This window comes from Micromonospora parathelypteridis (genome assembly GCF_014201145.1).
Lineage (GTDB): Bacteria > Actinomycetota > Actinomycetes > Mycobacteriales > Micromonosporaceae > Micromonospora > Micromonospora parathelypteridis.
This window is the reverse complement of sequence record NZ_JACHDP010000001.1, coordinates 1,060,192-1,082,105: the sequence shown is the minus strand read 5'-3', so window position 1 is coordinate 1,082,105 and position 21,914 is coordinate 1,060,192. Positions and strand designations below refer to the sequence as shown.

Here is a 21,914-nt window from a genome sequence, read left to right as displayed (position 1 = left end):
GATGTCGATTACCCCCGAACAGCCGGCCGCACTCGACCGTCGCACGGTGCTGCGTCGCGCCGCCGCCGTGGGCATGCTCGCCACCCCGGCCATCGGCCTGCTCAGCGCCTGCGCCACCAGCGGCAGTGACAAGGAGACCGAGCAGGTTGGCGGCGGCACCAAGAGCGCGGCCAACCCGCTGGGCGTCAAGGAGGACGCCGCGATCGAGGTGATCATCTTCAACGGCGGTTACGGCGAGAAGTACGCCACCGACGTGCACGAGCCGCTGTACAAGAAGGCGTTCCCCAAGGCGGAGGTCAAGCACCAGTCCACCCAGGCCGTCTCCACGGTGCTCCAGCCGCGGTTCGCGTCCGGCAACCCGCCGGAGTTCGTGAACAACTCGGGCGAGAAGCTGATGGACTTCGGCGCGTTGGTCAACGACGGCCAGCTGCAGGACCTGACCGAGCTGTGGGATGCCCCGTCGGTCGACGACCCGGCCAAGAAGGTCCGCGACACCGTGGTGCCCGGCACCGTCGAGGCCGGCTCGTTCAACGGCAAGCCGTACGTCCTGTACTACGTCTCCACCGTCTTCGGTATCTGGTACTCGGGCAAGCTGTTCAAGGACAACGGCTGGGCTCCGGCGAAGACCTGGGACGACTTCATCGCCCTGCTCACCTCCATCAAGGCCAAGGGCATCACCCCGTACGGCTACGCCGGCTCGAACGCGGCCTACTACCAGTGGAACGTGATCCTCACCCAGGCCGCCAAGATCGGCGGCACGGACGTACTCAAGAACATCGACAACCTGGAGGACGGCGCCTGGAAGCAGGACGCCATCAAGCAGGCCGCCACGGCGTGGGCCGAGGTCGGCGCGAAGTTCAGCGACAAGAGCTTCGAGGGGCTCAAGCACACCGACGTGCAGCTGCGGCAGAACCAGAACAAGGTGGCCCTGTACCCCAGCGGTGACTGGCTGGAGGGCGAGCAGAAGCAGGACACCCCGGCCGGCTTCGAGTACCAGCTCATGCCGGTGCCGAGCCTGACCGCGTCGGACAAGCTGCCGGTCACGGCGCTGCGGGCCACCGCGGGTGAGGGCTACTTCGTCTCGGCGAAGAGCAAGAACCCCAAGGGCGGCCTGGAGTACATGCGCCAGATGTTGTCCGTGGCAGGCGCGAAGGGCTTCACTGAGGTGGTCAAGGCCCCGACCGTGGTCACCGCGGGCTCGGAGGGCTTCGCCTTCCCGCCCGGTGTGGCCAGCTCTCAGGCCGCTCTGAAGGCGGCCGGCCAGGACGTGTTCAACCTGTACTTCGACGGCTGGTACAAGGAGCTCGACACGGAGGCGCGGGCCGCCACCAACGAGCTGATGTTCGGCCGGATCAACGCGGACGCCTTCGTGGAGCGAATCCAGAAGCGCGCCGACGCGATCAAGAAGGACACCTCGGTCGCCAAGTTCAAGCGCTGATCGATCGGAGCTAGGGTCATGCGGCACGGCAAGTATCCATTTGTGATCGGGTTCCTGATCGCCCCGGTCGCGCTGTACGTGACATTCGTGATCTGGCCGTACGCGCAGGCGTTCTGGATCTCGATGACCAACTGGCGGGGGTTGTCGGCCCCGCAGTACGTGGGCTTCGACAACTTCCGGAGGTTGCTCGACGACGGCGCCTTCTGGAAGGCGATCCAACACCACGGCGTACTGCTGCTTGCCCTGCCGCTGATCACCATCGCCATCGCTCTGTTCTTCGCCTTCCTGCTCAACGTGGGCGGCAAGAGCAGTGGCGGTCAACGCCAGGGGGTCTGGGGGTCGAAGTTCTACCGGGTGGTGTTCTTCTTCCCCCAGGTCCTGGCGGTGGCCATCATCGCGGTGCTGTTCCAGACGGTGTACCGGCCGAACGAGTCCGGCCTGATCAACGGCGTGCTGATGAAGCTCGGGCTGGATCCGGTCCTGTTTCTCATCAGGCCGAACCTGGCGCTCTGGTCGATCATCGCGGTGCTGGTCTGGCAGGCCGTCGGCTTCTACGTGGTGCTCTTCTCGGCCGGGATGGCCTCCATTCCGGGTGAGATCTACGAGGCGGCAGAGATGGACGGGGCGAGCAGGGTGACCCTGTTCTTCCGGGTCACCCTGCCGCTGCTCTGGGACACCCTCCAGGTGGCCTGGGTCTACCTTGGCATCGCGGCGTTCGACTGCTTCGCCATCGTGGCGGTGCTCTCGATCGATGGCGGTGGACCGGACGGCGCGACGACCGTGCTGGCCGTGGAGATCTACCGCAACGCGTTCACGTATCAGAAGTACGGCTACGCCTCGGCCATGGGTGTGGCGCTGTTCTTCCTCACCATCACGTTCGCGGCGTTGACGCTGCGGCTCACCAAGCGGGAAAGCGTGGAGTACTGATGAATCCGCAGTCGACGCTGCCGCCGACCCCGGCGGCACTACCGCCGAAGACCGGTGACCCGTCCGTACCCGTCGGCCGGCGCGGCAAGGGACCCCGCTCGGAGGTACGGTTCTTCTCCGGCCTTGGACACGTCGCGCTCGCCGTGTGGGCGGTGATCGTGATCGTGCCGATCCTCTGGACCTTCCTCGCCGCGTTCAAGAACACCACTGAGATCTTCAGCAGCCCGTGGACGCTCCCGGCGGAGCTGCGCTGGGAGAACTTCGGGCGGGCCTGGACCAAGGCGAGGGTCGGCCGGTACTTCCTGAACAGCGTGATCGTGGTCGGGGGCAGCACGTTCCTCACCATGCTGCTCGGCTCGATGGCGGCGTACGTGCTGGCCCGCTACCGGTTCTGGGGCAACCGGGCGGTCTACTACCTCTTCGTCTCCGGCTTGGCCTTTCCGGTCTTCCTGGCGCTGGTGCCGCTGTTTTTCGTGGTGAAGCAGTTGGGCTTACTGGACACCTACCAGGGTGTGGTGCTGGTCTACACCGCGTACTCGTTGCCGTTCACGGTGTTCTTCCTGGCCGCGTTCTTCAAGACTCTGCCGACCTCGGTGGCCGAGGCGGGCATGATCGACGGGTGCGGGCACACCCGGCTGTTCTTCCAGGTCATGATGCCGATGGCGAAGCCGGGTCTGATCAGCGTCGCGATCTTCAACATCATCGGCCAGTGGGCGCAGTACCAGCTTCCGTTGGTGCTGCTCTCCGACAAGAACAAGTGGGTGCTCACCCAGGGCATCGCGGAAATCTCGGTGAACGCCGGCTACGAGGCGGACTGGTCCGGGTTGTTCGCCGCGCTCACCCTCGCCATCCTTCCGATGATCATCGTGTACGCGATCTTCCAACGCCAGATTCAGGCCGGCCTCACCTCCGGCGCCGTGAAGTAGGGGCTCGACCTCACCGCTCGTCGGCGTGGGTGTGCCAGGAGTGCCACAGAGCCGCGTACGCCCCGCCGGCCGCGACCAGCTCGTCGTGGCTGCCGATCTCGGTGATCCGACCGTCGGCCAGCACGGCTACCCGGTCGGCGTCGTGTGCGGTGTTGAGCCGGTGCGCGATCGCGATGACGGTCCGCCCGGCGAGCACGGCGGCCAGCGCCCGTTCGGTGCGACGGGCGGTGGTCGGATCGAGAGCGGCGGTCGCCTCGTCCAGGATCAGCGTGTGCGGGTCGGCCAGCACCAGCCGGGCCAGCGCGAGTTGCTGTGCCTCGGCCGCGCCGAGCTGCCGGGCCCCGTCGCCGAGTTGGGTGTCCAGGTCATCGGGCAGCCCCGCGAACCAGTCGGCGCCCACGCTGGTCAGCGCGGAGCGCATCTGCTCGTCGGAGGCGTCGGGTGCGGCGAAGGAGAGGTTGTCGCGCACCGAGCCGATGAAGACGTGGTGCTCCTGGGTGACCAGGGCGATCCGGCGGCGCCGCTCGGCGGGGTCGAGGTCGGTGACCGGGCAACCGCCGATGCTGACCACGCCCTGACGTGGCGCGTCGATCCCGGCCAGCAGCCGGGCCAGGGTGGACTTGCCGGCACCCGACGGACCGACGATGGCCAGTCGCTCACCGGGCTGCACCTCCAGGTCGATGCCGTGCAGCACGTCCGCACCGCCGGAGTAGGAGAACCGCGCACCACTTACGACGAGTCGCTCTCCCTGTGCCGCTGCCGTCCGGCCGGGCGGCTCCGGCGGGACCATGCCGACGCCGAGCACCCGGGCGTACGACGCGAAGCCCCGCTGCGCCTGCTCCGTCCACTGCAGCAACCGGTCCATCGGATCGATCGCCTGTTGCAGGTAGAGCGCGGCGGCGACCACCGCGCCGAGCGAGACGATGTCCCTGGAGAGCAGGTAGCCGCCGACGAGCAGGACCAGGGCGACCGGCAGCGGATAACTGGCCTCGACGACCGAGAAGAACACCGTACGTAGGGCGAGGGTCGCCCGGCGGGCCGACCAGACCCGGGTGATGTGGGCGGTGCCGTGCCGGATCCGGTCGTCGGTCAGCCGCAGCGCCTCCACCGTGCGGGCGCCCTCGGCGGTGGTGGTCAGCGTCTCCGTCAACTCGGCCGACGCCGCGCCCTCGGTGAGGTACGCGGGACTGGCCCGTCGCAGGTACCAGCGGGTGACCGCCACGATCGACGGGAGCCCGGCCAGCGCTGCCAGCCCGAGCAGCGGGTGCAGGAGGAAGACCGCCCCGAACAGCAACGTCAACTGCACTATGGCGATGACGATGGTGGGCACCACGTCCCGGACGGTGGTGCCGACCGTCGCCACGTCGACCGAACTGCGGGTGGCCAGGTCCCCGGAGCCGGCGCGTTCGACGACCGAGACCGGCAGCCCGAGGGTCCGGGAGACGAACTCCTCGCGCAGTTCGGCGACGGCCCGTTCACCGAAGCGGTGGCCGGCGTACTGGGCGTACCGGGAAAGCAATGCGCTGACCAGGACGCAGCCGGCGATGGCCAGCGCCAGCCGGTCCACCGTGGCCACGCCCGCGCCCGCGGTGACCCGGTCGACGATGGTGCCGAGCAGCCACGGTGGGGCCAGCCCGGCGACCGCGGCGGCGCTGTGCAGCGCGAGCACGATCCCGACCGCGCGGCGGTGCCGGCTGATCAGATCCCGCAGCGCGCGACGTACGGTGCGGCGGTCGGCCACGGGCAGCCGGCTCACCGGTACGCCTCCTCGGTGTCGGTGGGCTGCTCGATGTCCGGATCCTCGCTGCCCCGGGCCACCAGGTGCCGGTAGTCGGCGTCGGAGTCGAGCAGGTCGAAGTGGCTGCCGGTGGCGGTGATCCGGCCGCCGCTCAGGTGCGCGACCAGGTCGGCCCGGCCGAGCAGCAGTGGCGACGTGGCGATCACCACGGTGGTCCGTCCGGCCCGCGCGGCATGCAGCCGCTCGGCGATCCGAGCCTCGGTGTGCGCGTCCACCGCCGACGTCGGGTCGACGAGGATCAGCACCTCCGGCTCGGTGCGGAGTGCCCGGGCCAGACGGACCCGTTGGCGCTGACCGCCGGAGAGCGTCCGGGCGCGGGCGTCGATCGGGGTGTCCAGCCCGGCCGGCAGGGAGTCGACGACGTCCTCGGCCGAGGCGACCCGCAGCGTCGCGTGGATCCCGTCGTCATCGTCGCCTCCGGCGTTGGCAACGGTCGGACGCAGGATGTCCCGCAGGGTCCCGGCGAAGAGGTACGAGTCGTGGTCGGCGACGACGATCCGGGAGCGGACCTCGTCCAGGGCGACCCCTGCCAGCGGCACACCGCCCCAGGTGGTCGCGCTGACCGCGTACCGCCCGAGCCGGTCGGCCAGGGCCACGCCGGCGGCCGGGTCGTCTGCTGCGACCGCGGTCAGCCGGCCGGCGCGCACGGTCAGGCCGGTCACCGGATCGTGCAGGTCGGCGGGGCCGGCCGGCGCGGCCAGGGGGCCCGGCCGGCGGGCGTCGGGCACGAGGCCCGGCCACCGACGACCCGGACCACCGACGTCGTCCGGGCTCACGTTGAGCAGGTCGGCGATCCGCCGGGCGGCAACCCGACCCCGGATCAGTTCGTAACTGCCCTCGAGCAGGAACCAGACCGGCACGACCAGGGTCGCCACGTAGCCGTAGATGGCGACCAACTCGCCGATCGTGACGTCACCGGTCACCGCCATCCGAGCCGTCAGCCAGACCACCGCCGCCAGGAACAACCCGGGGATGGCGACGGTCGCCGCGTCGATCCAGCTGTTGACCGCGCCGACCCGGTAGCCCTCGGCGCGCAGGTCCTGGGATCTGGCCGCGTACCGTCGGGTGAACAGGTCCCGGCCGCCCACCCCGGCGAGCACTCGCAGCCCGGCCACGATGTCGCCGGATCGGGCGGTGAGCACGCCCTGCTGCTGGCGGTAGACGGACTCCGCGCGTTCGAGGCGGCGCAGCAGCGGCCCGACGACCAGCGCGACCACCGGCACTCCCACCAGCACGCAGAGCGCGAGCATCGGGGAGATCGACCAGAGCACCACGGCGATGACCGCGTAGGCGATCACCGAGCCGACGCCCGGCCCGGTCAGCGTCAGCACCTCCGCCGTCCAATTGATGTCGGAGCCGCCGACGGTGGCCACCTCGCCTGCGGCGACCCGGCGTGGTAGCGCGGCGCCGATCCGGGACAGGTGGCGCAGCAGGACCTCCGCGGAGCGGGCCTTGGCGTCCTCCCGAATGAAGGTCATCGTGCGGTGCCGCATGATGCCGACGTATGACAGTGCCACTCCGGCGACGATGATCGCCGCGACCCAGAACGCCAGGGCCCGGGTGTCACGTGCACCCAGCCCGTCGTCGACCGCACGGGCGATCAGGTAGGGCCGTGCCGACAGCCCGATCATCCAGGTCGTCCCGAGCAGGCTGCCGCGCAGCACCCGCCAGGGTTGGCAGCGGATCAACCACCAGAGGTATCGCATCGGACCGCGGGTGTCCGGAGTGCCAGGATCGGAATGCGGGATCTGCGGAGGCACCAGGTCAAGCTACCGGTCAGCTCCGACACCCCACCGACCCGACGAACGTAAGGTGCGCCTCACTTCCTGTCGGAGGGGCGGGGCAGAATCGCGTTCGTGCTGGTGGCGGTGGTGGCTGATGAGCGGGGTGGGGGAGTGCTGTGCCCGCTGGACGCCGCCGGCCGGCCGGCTGGCCCGACCGAGGTCGTCGCCGACCTGGTCGCCGCGGTCGCCGCGCGGGAGGCCGCCGAGCACCCGCGTTGGGTCTGGTCGACCGCCGCATCCGTCTACCCGGGGCTACTACGCGCCGGCGTCCGGGTCGACCGGTGCCACGACGTGGAGTTGACCGAGGCGTTGCTGCTCGGGCATGCCGGCCGCTGGGGCGAGCCCCGCGCGCTGGCCGCCGCCTGGGCCCGCCTGACCGGCGCGGCGGTGCCGCCCGACCCACCGCCCCGCGCCGCCGAGCCGCCCGGGCACGGCCAGGGCGCGCTCTTCGACACGCTGCCCGGCCCGTCGGGCCCGGGCATCGACGCACTGACCCAGGTGTACGCCGACCAGCTCGCCCGCATCGCCGAGACCGAGCACCCGGGCCGGTTCCGGTTGCTGGTGGCCGCCGAGTCGGCCGGCGCGCTGATCGCCGTGGAGATGGGCGCCGCCGGCCTTCCCTGGCGCGCCGACGTGCACGACGAGATCCTCACCGAGCTGCTCGGTGAGGCGTCCCCGGTCGGTGGGCCGCCACGTCGACTCGCCGACCTGGCAGCCCAGATCGCCGACGCGTTCGGCGTACGTCGCCTGCACGCCGACTCCCCGGCGGAGCTGTTGAAGGCGTTCGCCCGGGTCGGGGTGGAGCTGCCCAACACCCGGGCCTGGGTGCTGCGCGGGGTGGACCATCCGGCGGTGCCGCTGGTGCTGGAATACAAGGAGCTCTACCGGATCTGGACGGCGCACAGCTGGTCGTGGCGCGAGCAGTGGGTGCAGGGCGGCCGGTTCCAACCGGAGTACGTGCCGGGTGGGGTGGTCTCCGGCCGCTGGGCCACCCGGGGTGGTGGCGCGTTGCAGATCCCGAAGGTGATCCGGCGCGCGGTGATGGCCGATCCGGGCTGGCGGTTGGTCGTCGCCGACGCCGGCCAGTTGGAGCCCCGGGTGCTCGCCGCTGTCTCCGGCGACGCGCGTCTGGCGGCGGCGGGAGGTGCCGGTGACCTCTACGCCGCGCTGGCGCGCGATGCGTTCGGCGGCGACCGGGCGCGGGCCAAGGTGGCCCTGCTCGGCGCGATGTACGGGCAGACCGGCGGCGCCGCGGTGCCCGCGTTGGCGGTGCTGAAGCGCAGTTACCCGACGGCGTTCAACTACGTCGAGGCGGCGGCGCGCACCGGTGAGGCGGGCGGGTTGGTGCGGTCGTGGCTGGGGCGGACGTGTCCGCCGGGTTCGGCCGGGTTCGGTGATCCCGACGATGTGCCGTCCGATCCGGATGGAGCGGCCGACCGGCACAGCCCTCGGGCTCGGGCCGCGCGGTCCCGGGGGCGCTTCACGCGCAACTTCGTCATCCAGGCCACCGCCGCCGAGTGGGCCTCCACGCTGCTGGCGACGTTGCGTACGGAGCTGGCCGGCACAGACGCGGAGTTGGTCTTCTTTCAGCACGACGAGGTGATCGTGCACGCTCCCGCCGAGCAGGCTGCCGCGGTCGCCGAGGCAGTCACCCGCTCCGGTGAGCGGGCCTCCGCGCTGCTCTTCGGTGCGACGCCGGTCCGGTTCCCGCTGGATCTGTCCATCGTGGACTGCTATGCCGACGCCGACTGAGTGAGGGCTCAACCCGAGGCAGCGCCTCGGTTAGTCTCACCGGAGCGTCGCGCTTTCGTCGGGATGGGAAGGTGCTCCATGGTCGCCGCAGTCGTCCGTCATCTGGCCGGAATGGCCGCCGCCTGGCTGGTCTTCGTCGCCGAGGCGGTCGTGGGATACCTCGGCCTGCTGGCGTACGCGCTGGCCAGCGGGTCCGGGCTGGGCGGCCCGCTGGCCGGGCCGATGCTCGTGTTGATCGCCGCAGTGCTCGGTGTGGTCCTGCTTCCCCTGCTCTTCCTGCCGGCCGTGGCGGTCGGGGACGCCGCCGGCCGTGATCGGGGGACCGGCCGGGTGGTGGCGCTGTCCGTGCCCGTCGCTGTCGTCCTGGCCGTCGGATATGCCGTGGGCGGGGCGATTGCCACGGGGGTGTCCGCCGGCTACGTGCCCCTGGTCGCGGCAATCGCCGCGCTCGTCGTCCTCGCTCCGGTCGTCCTGTACGCGCTCACCGTCTCCGGCCTCGGCTGGGTGGCTCGACGGGTGCCCCGGCGGTGGGGCGGCACCGCGATCGCAGTGCCCGCAGAGGCGAGCTGATCGCCGCTCGGTCCCGGCGAACCCGGCCGTCGGCCGACACCACCGCGTCGAACACCCCGCCGTGCTCGGGGACCTCAGGTGTCCGTATCGGGAGATGCCGGGCGTGTAACGATTGCACTATTTCCCCCTTTCGCCCCGCCACTCCCGGCCAGCCGTCCTCGTTGCAGTCTCCGTAGGAAGGGACGGATCGGTCACGGTCGGTCCCATGCTTGAGGGGGCGCAGCTGAACCGGATCGCAGGAATGATCATCGCCGCGGGCGGGGGACGACGGATCGGCGGTCCCGAGGCGCTGCTCCACCAGGGCGAGAAGCCCCTGGTCAACCAGATGATCGACACGATGACCAAGGCGGGCTGCGAGCAGATCGTGGTCGTGCTGGGTGCCGCCGCCGAGCAGGTCCGGGAAACCGCCGACCTGGGCGAGGCCACCGTAGTGATCAACAAGGCGTGGGGCACCGGGGTCGGCTCGTCGATCCGGGCCGGTCTGGCCGCCATGGACGACGAGGGGATCGAGGCGGTGGTGGTGGTCCCCGTCGACATGCCGGGCCTGACCGCCGCGGCGGTCCGCCGGGTGGCCGCGCTGCCGTACCCGGACGTGCTGGTCTGCGCCACCTACGACGGGCTGCGCGGCTACCCGATGCTCTTCGGCCGTCGGCACTGGCCCGGCATCGCCACCCTGGCCAGCGCCGACGTGGGCGCCCGGCCGTACCTGCTGGCGCACAAGGACCAGATCGTCGACATCGCCTGCGACTCGGTGGCCGACGGCAGTCGGGTCGACACCCCGGAGCTGATGGCGCTCTACGGCCTCACCGTGCCGCCGCAGCGCGTGGGCGTCTAGCACACCGCGAAGTTCACCGGGGCGGAGGCGGCCCCGCGTGCGCCATCCTGGCCGCGCTGTCGTACGCGGCCGCTCGGGCGATCACCTCGGGGGTCGCGCGGGACGGGTGGCCGCTGTCGAACGGTGGTTGTGGGTCGTACTCCATCCATAGCTGGATGGCCTCCGCGGTCGTCCGGTCGGTGAGGAGTTCGACGAGTCTCAGCCCCATGTCGATGCCGCTCGACACGCCGGCGGCCGTGATGATGCGGGCGTCCGGTTCTTCGACGACCCGCTGGTCCGTCGGCTCGGCGCCGAAGCGGATCAGCTCCTGTGCTGCGCGGTAGTGGCTGGTGCCACGTCGTCCCCGAAGTAGTCCGGCGGCTCCCAGGAGGATCGAGCCGGAGCACACGGAGGTCGTGAAGGTCGTCGTGTGGTGGATCCGTCTGATCCAGGCCGGTAGAGGCCCGGTGAGAGCCTGAACGGTCCCTGGTCCTCCCGGGACGACGAGAACGTCGGCCGCTTCCACGTCTTCGAGCGCGGCCTCGGCCACCAGGGAGACCATCCCACAGTCGTCCCGGACGGGACCGGGGCGTTCGGCGACCAGGACCACGTCGATGCCCGGGGTGAGGGCCAGTGGCTGGTAAACGCCGATGACGTCCAGCGCGGTGAAACGCTCGTACAGCGGAATGACGACGTGGGTCACCAGAGGTTCCTTTCGGTGGTTCGGAGCGATGGGCCGTCGAATGCGGTCAGAGCATCGAGAAGCGTGCGCGAAACGCGCCCGGGGTCGTGCCGAGTCGTTCACCGAAGACACGTCGAAGCGACTCGGCCGACCCGAATCCCGACCTGGCCGCCACCGCGTCGAGGGCGAGATCGGACTGCACCAGGAGACGTTTGGCGGTCTCCAGGCGAAGCTCGGTGAGGTAGCGCCCGACGGTGAGTCCCGTCTCACGTGCGAAGAGACGCTGGAAGTGTCGAGGCGACATGGCGAACTGCGCGGCAAGGTCATCGACACGGTGTGCCGCCGCCGGGTTGGCATCGATGGCGCGCTGAACGGCGGCTACCCGCTTCTCGGTGGCGCGTTCCAACCACACCGGGCCGGAGAACTGGGCCTGCTGTCCGGGGCGATGCAGGAACATCACGAGCCAGCGGGCGATCTCCTGGGCGACTGGCGCTCCGTGGTCGGCCGCCACGACAGCCAGTGCCAGGTCGATTCCTGCCGTGACACCACCCGACGTCCATACCGGGCCGTCGTGCACGTAGAGGGCGTCGTGGTCGACGGTGAGGTCGGAGAATCGGCGGCCGAGGTCCCTGGACACAGACCAGTGGGTGGCCACCCGGCGACCGCTGAGCAACCCCGCCCGTGCGCACAGGAACGCTCCGGAACAGATCGACAACAGCCGGGTGGGGCGGCACTCCCGCAACCAGGCGACGAGGTCGGCGTGCTCGTCCCCGGCGGCCGCAGTACGGCCGCCGGGGACGACGAGGGTGCCGGCCTGGACGGGCTCCCCGAGCGCGTCGGCCACCATGACGAGGCCGCTCTCGGACGCCACCTTCTCCTCCGCGCCCGCCAGCCTCAGGTCGTACGCGGGTTGCTCACCACGTGCTGCCCGATGCCGGTTCGCCCCGGTCAGGACCTCCCACGGCCCGGCGATGTCGAGGGACTGCACGCCGGGGAAGGCGACGACGGTGACGTGCTCAACCATGCCCTGAGTCTGCAGGCCGAGCCGTCGTGGCGCCATGACGCCGTACCCACGGAAAGTGACATCGTGCGGGAGGCGTCAGTCGAGACGGCCGGTCGCGGCGAGCCGCTGGTACCAGTGGGCGCTGTCCTTCCAGGTGCGTACCTGGGTGTCGTAGTCGACGCGGATGATCCCGAAGCGGCGGTCGTAGCCGTAGCCCCACTCGAAGTTGTCCAGCAGCGACCAGACGAAGTAGCCGCGGACGTCGGCGCCTTGCGCCCGGGCGTCGGCCACCGCGCCGATGTGCCGGCGCAGGTAGTCGATCCGCCGGTCGTCGTGGATCTGGCCGTCGGCGGACACCACGTCGTCGAACGCCGCGCCGTTCTCGGTGATCATCATCGGCTGGCTCGGGTACTCGTGCCGCAGGCGCAGCAGCAGCTCGGTCAGGGCCGGCGGGTCGATGTTCCAACCCATCGCCGTGTACGGGCCGGGCTGCGGCAGGAAGTCGACGTTGTCGGCGGCGACCCACGGCGTCGAGGTCGAAGCGCCGTGCCCGTCGGCGTCGGAGCGGGCCGACACCCCGTCCCAGGCTCGGACCAGGGTGCTCGAGTAGTAGTTGACCCCGAGCACGTCCAGCGGCACCGCGATCAGCTTCTCGTCGCCCTCGCGGACGAACGACCAGTCGGTGACGGATGCGGTGTCGGCCAGCAGGTCGGCCGGGTACGCCCCGTCCAGCATCGGGCCGAGGAACGCGCGGTTGGCCAACGCGTCGATGCGGCGTACCGCGTCCTGGTCCGCAGCCGAGTCGGACGCGCCCCGGATCACGTGCAGGTTCAGCGTCACCGACAGTTCGGCGGTCGGGGCCAACTCCCGGACCACCCGGCCGGCCAGCCCGTGCGCGAGGTTGAGGTGGTGCACCGCGGCCAGCGCCGCCGCCGGCTCCGTCCGACCCGGCGCGTGCACACCGGAGGCGTAGCCCAGGTACGCCGAGCACCACGGCTCGTTGAGCGTCGTCCAGGTGTGCACCCGGTCGCCCAGCGCACCAACGATGCCCGCCGCGTACTCCTGGAAGCGCAGCGCGGTCTCCCGCACCGCCCAGCCGCCGGCGTCCTCCAACTCCTGCGGCAGGTCCCAGTGGTACATGGTGGCCACCGGGCGGACGCCCCGCTCCAGCAGCCCGTCCACCAGCCGCGAGTAGAAGTCGATGCCAGCCTGGTTGAACCGACCCGAGCCGCCCGGCTGCACCCGCGGCCAGGAGATCGAGAATCGGTACGCGCTGAGCCCGAGGTCGGTGATGTGCCCGAGGTCGTCAGCCCACCGGTGGTAGTGGTCGGCGGCCACGTCGCCGGTGTCGCCGTTCAGCGTCCGCCCGGGCGTGTGACTGTAGGTGTCCCAGATGGACGGTCCGCGCCCGTCCTCGGTGACCGCGCCCTCGATCTGGTACGAGGCCGTCGCCGACCCCCAGACGAAGCTTTCCGGGAAGTGGTGTTGCGTCATCGTTCAATCCCCTGGATCTCGCAGATGTGGCCCGTCGAGGTGCCAGCGACCAGTTCGGCGCTGGCAGTCCCATCCTCGTAGCGCACGTCGAACTCGACGCCCGGCCCGTCCCCGGGTGACGGTACCCGTACCCGGGTCCGCTGCCCCTCGGCCGGTGCGTACAGCCGCAGCCGCACATCGTCGGCCCACTCGTAGTCCGGTCGGTCGTTGCGGGAGCCGAACGGGATGACCGCGCCGGGCCGTGCCAGCACCGGCAGGCTGTCGAACCCGTGCTTCTCGGTGACCCACGCCGGGCCGGTGACCTGCGCGCCGGTGACCAGGTGCGTCCAGGTGCCGGCGGGCACGTAGTAGGTGACGTCGCCGTCGGCGCTGAGCACCGGAGCGACCAGCACGTCGGGGCCGAGCATGTACTGCCGGTCCAGGTACGCCGTGGCCGGGTCGTCCGGGAACTCCAGGAACATCGGCCGCATCACCGGCGTACCGTCGCGGTGCGCCTCCTGCGCGGCGGCCGCGAGATACGGCATCAGGCCGAGCTTGAGCTGGGTGAAGTGCCGCAGCACGTCGACGGCCTCGTCGTCGAATGCCCACGGCACCCGGTACGAGCCGGAACCGTGCAGCCGGGAGTGCGACGAGAGCAACCCGAAGGCGACCCACCGCTTGAACACGGCCGGATCGGGGGTGCCCTCGAAGCCGCCGATGTCGTGGCTCCAGTAGCCGAAGCCGGACGCGGCCAGGGACAACCCGCCGCGCAGCGACTCGGCCATCGCGACGAACGTCGACTCGCAGTCGCCGCCCCAGTGCACCGGGAACTGCTGCCCACCGGCGGTGGCCGAGCGGGCGAACAGCACCGCCTCGCCCTTCCCGCGTTCCGCCTCCAGCAACTCGAAGACGGCCTTGTTGTAGAGGTAGGAGTAGTAGTTGTGCATCCGCTGCGGGTCCGAGCCGTCGTGCCACACCACGTCGGTCGGGATGCGCTCACCGAAGTCGGTCTTGAAGCAGTCGACGCCCATGTCGAGCAGCGCCTTGAGCTTGCCGGTGAACCAGCGGACCGCATCCGGGTTGGTGAAGTCGACAAGCGCCATGCCGGCCTGCCACTTGTCCCACTGCCAGACCGACCCGTCCGGGTTGCGAACCAGGTAGCCGGCCTCGCGGCCCTCCTCGAACAGGTACGAGCGCTGGGCGATGTACGGGTTGATCCAGACGCACACCTTCAGGTCACGCTCGTGCAGCCGGCGCAGCATCCCCTCCGGGTCGGGGAAGGTCGCCGGGTCCCAGACGAAGTCGACCCAGTGGAACTGACGCATCCAGAAGCAGTCGAAGTGGAACACCGACAGCGGCAGCCCGCGCTCGGCCATCCCGTCGACGAACTCGGTCACCGTCTTCTCGTCGTACGAGGTGGTGAACGAGGTGGACAGCCACAGCCCGTACGACCAGGCGGGGATCCGGGCCGGCCGGCCGGTGAGCGCGGTGTAGCGGCGCAGCACGTCCTTCGGGTTGGGCCCGTCGATGACGTAGTAGGTGAGCGACTGTCCCTCGACGCTGAACTGGGTCTGTGTGACGACCTCGGAGCCGACCTCGAACGACACGTGCTCCGGGTGGTCCACGAACACCCCGTAGCCGGCGCTGCTCAGGTAGAACGGCACGTTCTTGTACGCCTGCTCGCTGGCAGTGCCGCCGTCGGCGTTCCAGATGTCGACCGTCTGCCCGTTCTTGACGAACGGGCCGAAGCGCTCGCCCAACCCGTACACCGTCTCACCGACACCGAGGGCGAGCCGCTCGTGCACGTGCGGGCGGCCCTCGGCGTCGGTGACGACGCCGATGCTGCGCTCGGTGGACGCGGTGACCAACCGGTCGCCGTGCAGGAAGTCGACCCGCCACCCGTCGACGAGCGCGACCCGCGCGGTCAGCTCACCGGTGGTCAGCGTCGCGCTGATCCCGGTGACGTCGACGGTGACCGGGTGCGTCTCGTCGGTGTTCAGCCCGAAGTGCGGCTCGCGGGGCAGCCCGCCGGTGTGGTGGGCGATGGTCACCCCGATGACGCCGGGGGCGGGGGAGAAGAACCGGACGGTGACGAGGGGCCGGTTGAGGGTGTCGCCACGTCCGGTGATCTGACCGGTCGGCGCGAAGACGGTGAAGCCGCGATCGTCCGGCTCGACCGATTCCACGATGCCGGGGCGCAGGACGCTGACGCCGGGGCGCAGCTGCCAGTACCCGTCGGTGAACTTCACTTCTCGGCTCCTGCCGTGATGCCGCGCGCCAGGGTGCGCTGGAAGATGAGGAAGAAGAGGATGGCCGGCACCAGACTGATCAGCGCGCCGGCGTTGGTGGTCGGAGCGTCCATCAGCCGGTCGCCCTGCAGCGACGCCAGCGCGACCGGAATGGTCTGCGTCTGGTTGTCGATCAGCATGACCAGCGGGATGAGGAACTCGTTCCAGGTCCAGATGAAGAAGAAGATGAGCAGTACCGCGAGGGTGGGCCGCAGGTTCGGGAAGACCACCCGCCACAGCACCGTCCACTTGCCGGCGCCGTCCAGCGCCGCGGCCTCGAGCAGCGAGCGCGGGAACGTGCCCATCACCGAGGCGAGCAGGTAGGTGCCGAACGCGCTCTGGATCACGGTGAAGATGATGATCACCGAGAGCTGGGTGTTGTAGAGACCGACCTGTTTCGCCACGTAGTACAGCGGGTAGATCAGCGCCTCCTGCGGCAGCATGTTGGCCAGCAGGAACAGACCGACGATCCAGAGCCGCCCGCGGACCCGGCCGATGCCCAGGGCGTACGCGTTGAGCAACGACACCGCGACGCCGAGGACAGCCACCGAACCGGCGATGAGCGCCGAGTTCCAGAGCTTGAGCGGGAAGTTCACCTCGGTCCAGTACGTCCGCAGACCCTTGGTGTAGAACTCCGTCGGCCAGCTCAGCGGGCCGGCCGACGAGTAGTCGCTGGGCGACTTGAACGCGTTGAGCAGCATGAACGCGAACGGCACCAGCATGATCAGCGCGCCGAGGACGACCAGGGCGAGCACCACCCAGCGGCTGACGCCGCGGTGGTGCCGATCGCGAACGGGCTTGGGTGGCGCCACCGGTGCGCTGCTCGGTGTGAGCGTGACAACCATGTCAGATCCCCCGGTCCCGGCGCTCGCTGCGAGCCTGCATCCAGATGAAGACCACGGCCACCACAACGATGATCAGTGTCAGCACCGTGGAGATCGCGGAGCCGTAGCCGACCTGCAGCTTCTTGAAGAACGTGTAGTACGCGAAGTACGACGGCACGTTGGTGGCGTTCTCCGGGCCGCCCCGGGTCAGGGCGAAGATCGGTCCGAACACCTTCAGCGCGGCGATGGTGCAGGTCAGGGCCACCACGAAGGTTTCCGGCCGGATCTGCGGGAGAGTGATCGCCCGGAACCGGTGGACCCAGTTCGCGCCGTCGACCTCGGCCGCCTCGTACAACTCGGGGTCGACCCGCTGCAGCGCCGCCATGAAGACGACCACCGGGTAGCCGATCTGCACCCAGATCATCACCGCCATCACGGCCGGCAGGGCAGTGTCCGGATCGCCGAGCCAGTCGTGGCGTAGCGCGCCGAGACCCACCGCGTCGAGCAGGCTGTTGAACGCGCCGTCGGGGCGCAGGATCCAGCCCCAGACGATGCCGGCGACCACGACGGGCAGCACCTGCGGAAGGTAGAACGCGGCCCGCAGCGCGGCGGCGGTGCGGGGCTTGAACCGGCGGCCGATGACGTCGAAGAGCACCGCGGCGAGCAGCAGCCCGAGCAGGGTCGGCACCACCACCATCGCGACGAGCATCCAGACGGTATTGCGGAACGACGCCCAGAACACGTCGTCGTGCAGCAACTGCTGGTAGTTGTCCAGGCCGACCCACCTGGGGTCGCCGATGCCGGACCACTTGGTCAGCGACAGGTAGAGGGTGCCGACCAGCGGTGCGCCGATGACCAGGATGAAGAGCACCGCTCCGGGGAGCAGGTAGAGCCAGTACGCCGCGTTGCGGCCGCGCCGTCTGCGGCCGGGACTGGGCTGGGGCGGGGTCGCCGCCGGCTGTGCCGCGGCGAGAGTCTCGGAGACTGCCATGGAAGATCCTTCCCGGGTGGGCGGGCGGGCGCGTCGGTCGTGCCGATCGCGCCCGCCGCTCGCCGTGTCACTTGCCGGTGATCTCCTTGACGCCTTCCGCGTACGGCTTGGCGATCGAGTCGAGGACCTGGTCGGGCGACTTGGAGCCGTTGATCAGGCCCTGGAATCCGCCCACCAGCACGTCGTAGTAGCCGGGGACCGGCCAGTCCGGGTAGAAGGCGAGCCCGTCCTGCTTGCTGACCGTGTTGAAGTCCTCGATCAGCTTGCGGTCCTTGGGGTCAGTGATCTTCGACGCGTCAGCGGCGACCGGAACACCACCGTTGTTGCCGATCAGGTCCTGGATCTCCGGACGCAGGGTGATGTCGATGAAGTCGTACGCCAGGCTCTTGGCCTTGCTGTTCTCCGGGACCACCCAGAGGTTGCCCGAGGAGCCGGCCTGCAGGGTGTTGCCGGGGAAGAGGAAGGTGTCCCAGTTGGCCTTCATCTCGGTCTTGAACCGGCCGTACCACCAGCTACCCGAGACGATCATCGGAACCTTGCCGCCGATGAACGCGGTGCCCATGTCCTCGGCCTTGAGGCTGGCCGAGTCCTTGGCGACGTAGCCCTTGCTCACCCAGTCGGCGAAGGTCGCCGCGCCGTACTTCAGCGGGTCGGCCTTGAAGTCCACCGGGTTCTTGTAGAGCTGGTAGTTGTCGACGAACTGCCGGTCCGCCTTGGACAGGGCCAGCTGGTAGAAGAGCTGGCCGGCCGGGTACTCGGCGCCGGCCATGCCCAGCGGGGTGATGCCCTTGCTGACGAAGGTGTCCATCGCGGCGGTCATGTCGGCCATCGTGGTGGGGACCTTGACGCCGTTGCGCTCGAAGAGGTCCTTGTTGTAGTAGACCGTCACGTACTCGCCGTAGTTCGGCACGCCGAACCACTTGCCCGAGCCCATCACGCCCTTGTCGCTGTACCGCGCGGTGGTCTGCAGGCTGGGGCTGAGCTTGCCGGCCCAGCCGCGCTTGTCGGCCTCGGCGCTCAGGTCGGAGAGCAGGCCCTGGGAGGAGAGCAGGCCGGCGGTCGCGTTGCCCTTGTTGTACTCCATGATGTCCGGGCCTTCGGACGAGTTGATGATCATGCCGGCGTTCTGCTGGATCTGCTCGAACGCCTTGCGCTCGAAGCGCACCTCGACGCCCGGGTGCTCGGATTTGAAGATCTCGATCGCCCGGTTCCAGCCGACCCCCATGGCGCTGGTTTCGCTCTCGTAGTGCCAGAGCTTCAGGACCTTGGCGTCGCTGTCGTCCCCGCTGTCACCACCGCCGCAGGCGGCCACGGTGGTCGTCGCGGTCGCCGCCAGGGCGAGCGCGGCGACGAGCCGGCGGAATCGCTGCATTGCTATCCTCCTCGTTGAGTATCTAGCCGGTACTGCAGTGGGCCCGTCGTCGCGTTGCCGCGCGGCGGCGGGCCGTTGTCGCTGGTCAGCCCCCGTCGGTCGACGATCGACGAGAGGTGACCAATGCCGGCCGCCGTGGCGCGGCGGTCGATCCCCGGATCTCCAACGCGCACGGCAGCAGTTGCTGGTGACGTTGATCGCCAGGGCCATCCAGGTGGCGCAGCAGCGCCTCGATCGCGATCCGACCGAGGGCCGAACCGGGTGACGTCATCGCGGTCAGCGCCGGGGTCGCCAGTTCGGCCACCTGCGTCGAGGTGACCATCGAGACGACAGAGACGTCGTCGGGCACCGACAACCCACGGCCGGTCAGCTCACCGAGGATGCCGAAGATCGCGGTCTCGTTCATGGCCAGCACGGCGGTCAGCTCCGGCGCCTGCGCGAACGCGGCGGCCAGGGCCGCCCGCCCGCCGGCGGCGCTGTCCTCGGCCGGGATCATCACCGGGTCGAGGCCGTGCCCGGTCATCGCCGCGACAAAGGCGTCCCGGGTACGCAGCGCGGGCCCGTAGCCGCTCGCCAAGGTGGCGGCCGAGTGGTTGACGTACACGATCCGCCGGTGCCCGAGGCCGACCAGGTGCCCGACGGCGTCCCGGACGGTCTGGTCGAAGTCGATGTCGACGTACGAGAGCGTGCTGGTGTCGCCGGTGCGGCCGATCAGCACCAGCGGCACACCGGCCTCCTGGAGAACGGTGACCCGTTCGTCGGCCAGCTGAACCTCCATCAGCACGACACCGTCGAGCATCCGCTGGCTGGCCAGCCGACGCAGATCGTCGAGGTCGCCGCCACCGCCGACCGGCGAGAGCACCAGGTGGTAGCCAGCGGCGCTGGCCGCCGCAGCGGCACCGGTCACGAAGGCGGTCTCGGTGGCGCCGAGGCCCCGCTCGTCCATCGGCATCAGCAGGCCGAGGATTCGGCTGCGCCGGCTGGCCAGGCCGCGGGCCATCGCGTTGGGCTGGTAGTCGAGCTCGGCCATCGCGGCGAGCACCTTGTCGCGGGTGGCCTGCGAGATCGGCCGGGTGCCGGTGAGCACGTACGAGACGGTGCTGACCGAGACCCGTGCGAGGCGGGCGACGTCGTGCATGGTGGCCACCGCGCACCTCCTCTGGCCTGGCGTGGGATCGCTCCCGCATGATCGTCGAAACGCTTCGACGAAGCGGTTCGACAGACGCTAGGCCACCTGTTACGGCGACGTCAATAGGTGATGTCGAAAAGAAGTCCAGCCGGCCGCGCGGCCGCGCTGACCGCCGCGCGCGGCGTCTCCCCGGCCCGTCCTGGGCGGGCAACCCGCAAGATCGTGCTTGATCCTGGATGTAGTTCCCACGGATCGCGGCGGAGGCCACTATTTCCAGGATCGAGCACGATCTTGGAAGGGCGCGCCCCCGGCAGGCGCGTTGGTGGCGGGGTGCGCTGGTGGGAGGGTGCGGTGGTGGGGCGGTGTTGTTTGGCGGAGGGGGTTCAGGGCAGGTCGAACAGGGCGGCCGCGCTGTCCCAGCAGACCGCGCGCAGCCAGTCGTCGCCCAGGTCCAGTCGGGTCAGCCCGGTCAGTTGGTCGGCGTACGGGTACGGGATGTTCGGGAAGTCGCTGCCCAGCAGCACTTTGCCGGACAGCCCCAACTCGCGCAGCCGGGGCAACTCGTCGGTGGGGAAGGGGAGGAACTGGTCGAAGAACGGCGTGAACGCCATCGTGGTGTCCAGCCGGACCCGTTCGTACGTCTCCGCCAGGTCGAGGAACGCGCGGTAGTCCGGGGCGCCGAGGTGCGCCACCACTGCGGTCAGCCGGGGGTGGCGGGCGAGCAGGGCTGCGAACGGGTCCGGTCCGGTGTGCGCGGTACCCACCGGGGCGTGTCCGGCGTGCACCACCACCGGCACACCCGCGTCGGCCAGCGTTCCCCAGACCGGGTCCAACGTCGGGTCGGTTGGCGCGAAGCCGCCGACCTGCACGTGCACCTTGAACAGTTTGGCACCACCCGCGAGCGCGGCCTCGACGTACGCGGGGGCGTCCGGTTCGGGGAAGAACGTGGCCGAGGCCAGGCAACCGGGAGTGTTGCGGGCGAAGTCCAGTGTCCAGCGGTTGAGTTCCGCCGCCATGCCCGGCCGGTGGGCGTACGCCAGGGCGCTGAACGCCCGCACGCCGAGCCGACGCAGGTGCGCGACCCGGTCGGCGTCGCTCCACCGGTAGCGGATCGGCCACTCGGTGCCGACCAGTGGCCCCGCCGCGTCGAAGTACGCCCACACGCGGCGTAGCAGTCGCGGTGGCAGGAAGTGCACGTGGACGTCGGCCAGACCGGGCAGCCCCAGCGAGCGCCAGAACTCCGGTACCTGCGCGTCCGCTGCCGGCGGTTGCTCTGGCGCCGCGTCTGTCATATGTCGATGTCGAACCGGCTCAGCACCGAGGGCGCGATCAGGCCGACGGTCGCGAGCGCCGAGACGACGGTCAGGGCGATGCGCATCCCGACCACCTCGGCCTTGCTGCCGACACGCAGGGCGATGCTGTTCGGCAGGCCGATCATCATCCACATGCGCCGCTTGATCGGGATCGGCCACAGGATCGGCACGCCAGCTCGGGTGATCATGTCGCCGAGGATGTGCACGAAGCAGCCCACCCCCAGAGCGGTGCCGATCAGGGGATAACCTCGCCCGCCCGGGAGGTTGACGAAGGTGAACCAGGCCGCCCCGGCCGACGCGAGCGTCACGATCACCCAGCCGGCGCGTTCCGCCCAGTCGTCGAACAGCCCGCGCAGGGCGAGGCCGAACATGAAGAACAGGATGGTGATGACGGCCCACTTGCCGTACGCGGCGCAGAGCGCGGTGGTGCCCCAGCCGACCAGCAGGGTGAACGGCAGCGTGTGGGTCAGCGTCCGGTGCCCGTTGTTGCGGCGGGGGTCCTTGCTGAGCTTCGTGGCGTAGTAGACCCCCAGTGAGACCTTCTCCATCACCTCGGCGGCGAAGAGCGAGAAGACTCCGAAGGTACGGGCCACGGTGGCCCCACCCTGGTTCTTGGTCACCTTGCCCGACATGTCGAGGTCGGGAAAGAGTGCGCCACCGGCGCACACCGCGGTGCCCACGGCCAACGCGAGCGGCGACTGGTGGTAGTCGGCGAACTGGTCCAGTGCCCAGGATCCGGCCAACCACACCGCCGCGCCAGACAGCGCGTGCTGCGGTCCCATCATTTCGGCTCACCCTCCCCAGGGATCTTGAGCGCCCAAAGCTACGCC

Annotated in this window: 18 protein-coding genes; 6 read left to right on the top strand and 12 right to left on the bottom strand. The window is 70.1% G+C overall.

Annotated elements, in window-relative coordinates; all coding sequences use genetic code 11:
• The first annotated feature begins 1 nt into the window (after position 1).
• Genes ngcE through HNR20_RS04390 form a run of 3 tightly spaced genes read left to right on the top strand, consistent with a single transcriptional unit; the run spans position 2 to position 3,291 of the window.
• Positions 2-1,438, top strand: coding sequence for an N-acetylglucosamine/diacetylchitobiose ABC transporter substrate-binding protein (gene ngcE / locus HNR20_RS04400; protein WP_184176683.1), 1,437 nt, complete (start codon positions 2-4; stop codon positions 1,436-1,438).
• A gap of 18 nt (positions 1,439-1,456) precedes the next feature.
• Entirely contained in the window at positions 1,457-2,365 is a 909-nt protein-coding gene (locus tag HNR20_RS04395; protein ID WP_184176681.1) for a carbohydrate ABC transporter permease, read from the top strand.
• The gene (locus HNR20_RS04390) at positions 2,365-3,291 is read left to right on the top strand and encodes a carbohydrate ABC transporter permease (protein WP_184176680.1); all 927 of its coding nucleotides are present in this window, start codon (positions 2,365-2,367) and stop codon (positions 3,289-3,291) included. The genes HNR20_RS04395 and HNR20_RS04390 overlap by 1 nt, the downstream gene beginning before the upstream one ends.
• 10 nt (positions 3,292-3,301) lie before the next feature.
• On the opposite strand, the gene HNR20_RS04385 is transcribed toward HNR20_RS04390, so the two are convergent.
• Positions 3,302-5,047, bottom strand: coding sequence for an ABC transporter ATP-binding protein (locus HNR20_RS04385; protein ID WP_184176678.1), 1,746 nt, complete (start codon positions 5,045-5,047; stop codon positions 3,302-3,304).
• The gene (locus tag HNR20_RS04380; RefSeq protein WP_221309698.1) at positions 5,044-6,795 is read right to left on the bottom strand and encodes an ABC transporter ATP-binding protein; all 1,752 of its coding nucleotides are present in this window, start codon (positions 6,793-6,795) and stop codon (positions 5,044-5,046) included. The genes HNR20_RS04385 and HNR20_RS04380 overlap by 4 nt, the downstream gene beginning before the upstream one ends.
• Before the next feature lie 150 nt (positions 6,796-6,945).
• Here HNR20_RS04380 and HNR20_RS04375 point away from each other — a divergent pair, with 150 nt between their 5' ends.
• The 3 genes from HNR20_RS04375 to HNR20_RS04365 all read left to right on the top strand — a co-directional run bounded on the left by HNR20_RS04375 (position 6,946) and on the right by HNR20_RS04365 (position 10,030).
• Entirely contained in the window at positions 6,946-8,625 is a 1,680-nt protein-coding gene (locus HNR20_RS04375; RefSeq protein ID WP_373291035.1) for a bifunctional 3'-5' exonuclease/DNA polymerase, read from the top strand.
• Positions 8,626-8,703: 78 nt separating this feature from the next.
• On the top strand, positions 8,704-9,195 hold the full coding sequence (locus tag HNR20_RS04370) for a hypothetical protein (protein ID WP_184176674.1): 492 nt from the start codon (positions 8,704-8,706) through the stop codon (positions 9,193-9,195).
• 241 nt (positions 9,196-9,436) lie between these two features.
• Positions 9,437-10,030, top strand: coding sequence for a nucleotidyltransferase family protein (locus tag HNR20_RS04365; RefSeq protein ID WP_184187953.1), 594 nt, complete (start codon positions 9,437-9,439; stop codon positions 10,028-10,030).
• A 13-nt stretch (positions 10,031-10,043) separates the two neighbouring features.
• Here the strand turns inward: HNR20_RS04365 and HNR20_RS04360 are convergent, their stop codons facing one another.
• The 10 genes from HNR20_RS04360 to HNR20_RS04315 form a co-directional block, all read right to left on the bottom strand.
• Complete coding sequence (locus tag HNR20_RS04360; protein ID WP_184176672.1) at positions 10,044-10,712, bottom strand: DJ-1/PfpI family protein; 669 nt, start codon at positions 10,710-10,712, stop codon at positions 10,044-10,046.
• 46 nt (positions 10,713-10,758) lie between these two features.
• On the bottom strand, positions 10,759-11,715 hold the full coding sequence (locus HNR20_RS04355) for a GlxA family transcriptional regulator (RefSeq protein ID WP_184176670.1): 957 nt from the start codon (positions 11,713-11,715) through the stop codon (positions 10,759-10,761).
• 75 nt (positions 11,716-11,790) lie between these two features.
• Positions 11,791-13,188 (bottom strand): GH1 family beta-glucosidase, encoded by a 1,398-nt coding sequence (locus tag HNR20_RS04350; RefSeq protein WP_184176668.1) that lies wholly within the window; start codon positions 13,186-13,188, stop codon positions 11,791-11,793.
• Entirely contained in the window at positions 13,185-15,416 is a 2,232-nt protein-coding gene (gene yicI, locus HNR20_RS04345; protein WP_184176666.1) for an alpha-xylosidase, read from the bottom strand. Before yicI ends, HNR20_RS04350 begins: the two co-directional genes overlap by 4 nt.
• Complete coding sequence (locus tag HNR20_RS04340; protein ID WP_184176664.1) at positions 15,413-16,300, bottom strand: carbohydrate ABC transporter permease; 888 nt, start codon at positions 16,298-16,300, stop codon at positions 15,413-15,415. The genes yicI and HNR20_RS04340 overlap by 4 nt, the downstream gene beginning before the upstream one ends.
• A 1-nt stretch (position 16,301) precedes the next feature.
• Positions 16,302-17,270 carry a carbohydrate ABC transporter permease gene (locus tag HNR20_RS04335; protein ID WP_184176662.1) on the bottom strand — a complete coding sequence of 323 codons (969 nt, stop codon included), beginning with the start codon at positions 17,268-17,270 and terminating at the stop codon, positions 16,302-16,304.
• 67 nt (positions 17,271-17,337) lie between these two features.
• On the bottom strand, positions 17,338-18,642 hold the full coding sequence (locus HNR20_RS04330) for an ABC transporter substrate-binding protein (RefSeq protein WP_184176660.1): 1,305 nt from the start codon (positions 18,640-18,642) through the stop codon (positions 17,338-17,340).
• A gap of 85 nt (positions 18,643-18,727) precedes the next feature.
• Positions 18,728-19,780 carry a LacI family DNA-binding transcriptional regulator gene (locus HNR20_RS04325; protein WP_221310116.1) on the bottom strand — a complete coding sequence of 351 codons (1,053 nt, stop codon included), beginning with the start codon at positions 19,778-19,780 and terminating at the stop codon, positions 18,728-18,730.
• Positions 19,781-20,154: 374 nt separating this feature from the next.
• On the bottom strand, positions 20,155-21,063 hold the full coding sequence (locus tag HNR20_RS04320) for an amidohydrolase family protein (RefSeq protein WP_184176656.1): 909 nt from the start codon (positions 21,061-21,063) through the stop codon (positions 20,155-20,157).
• Positions 21,060-21,869: a metal-dependent hydrolase gene (locus tag HNR20_RS04315; RefSeq protein WP_184176654.1), complete on the bottom strand. Its 810-nt coding sequence runs from the start codon at positions 21,867-21,869 to the stop codon at positions 21,060-21,062. Before HNR20_RS04315 ends, HNR20_RS04320 begins: the two co-directional genes overlap by 4 nt.
• Positions 21,870-21,914 lie beyond the last annotated feature (45 nt).

Coding starts and splice junctions, on each gene's coding strand:
- ngcE (WP_184176683.1), top strand. CDS start 2: ATGTCGATTACCCCCGAACAGCCGGCCGCACTCGACCGTCGCACGGTG.
- HNR20_RS04395 (WP_184176681.1), top strand. CDS start 1,457: ATGCGGCACGGCAAGTATCCATTTGTGATCGGGTTCCTGATCGCCCCG.
- HNR20_RS04390 (WP_184176680.1), top strand. CDS start 2,365: ATGAATCCGCAGTCGACGCTGCCGCCGACCCCGGCGGCACTACCGCCG.
- HNR20_RS04380 (WP_221309698.1), bottom strand. CDS start 6,795: ATGCGATACCTCTGGTGGTTGATCCGCTGCCAACCCTGGCGGGTGCTG.
- HNR20_RS04370 (WP_184176674.1), top strand. CDS start 8,704: ATGGTCGCCGCAGTCGTCCGTCATCTGGCCGGAATGGCCGCCGCCTGG.
- HNR20_RS04365 (WP_184187953.1), top strand. CDS start 9,437: ATGATCATCGCCGCGGGCGGGGGACGACGGATCGGCGGTCCCGAGGCG.
- HNR20_RS04355 (WP_184176670.1), bottom strand. CDS start 11,715: ATGGTTGAGCACGTCACCGTCGTCGCCTTCCCCGGCGTGCAGTCCCTC.
- HNR20_RS04350 (WP_184176668.1), bottom strand. CDS start 13,188: ATGACGCAACACCACTTCCCGGAAAGCTTCGTCTGGGGGTCGGCGACG.
- HNR20_RS04340 (WP_184176664.1), bottom strand. CDS start 16,300: ATGGTTGTCACGCTCACACCGAGCAGCGCACCGGTGGCGCCACCCAAG.
- HNR20_RS04335 (WP_184176662.1), bottom strand. CDS start 17,270: ATGGCAGTCTCCGAGACTCTCGCCGCGGCACAGCCGGCGGCGACCCCG.
- HNR20_RS04330 (WP_184176660.1), bottom strand. CDS start 18,642: ATGCAGCGATTCCGCCGGCTCGTCGCCGCGCTCGCCCTGGCGGCGACC.
- HNR20_RS04325 (WP_221310116.1), bottom strand. CDS start 19,780: ATGCACGACGTCGCCCGCCTCGCACGGGTCTCGGTCAGCACCGTCTCG.
- HNR20_RS04320 (WP_184176656.1), bottom strand. CDS start 21,063: ATGACAGACGCGGCGCCAGAGCAACCGCCGGCAGCGGACGCGCAGGTA.
- HNR20_RS04315 (WP_184176654.1), bottom strand. CDS start 21,869: ATGATGGGACCGCAGCACGCGCTGTCTGGCGCGGCGGTGTGGTTGGCC.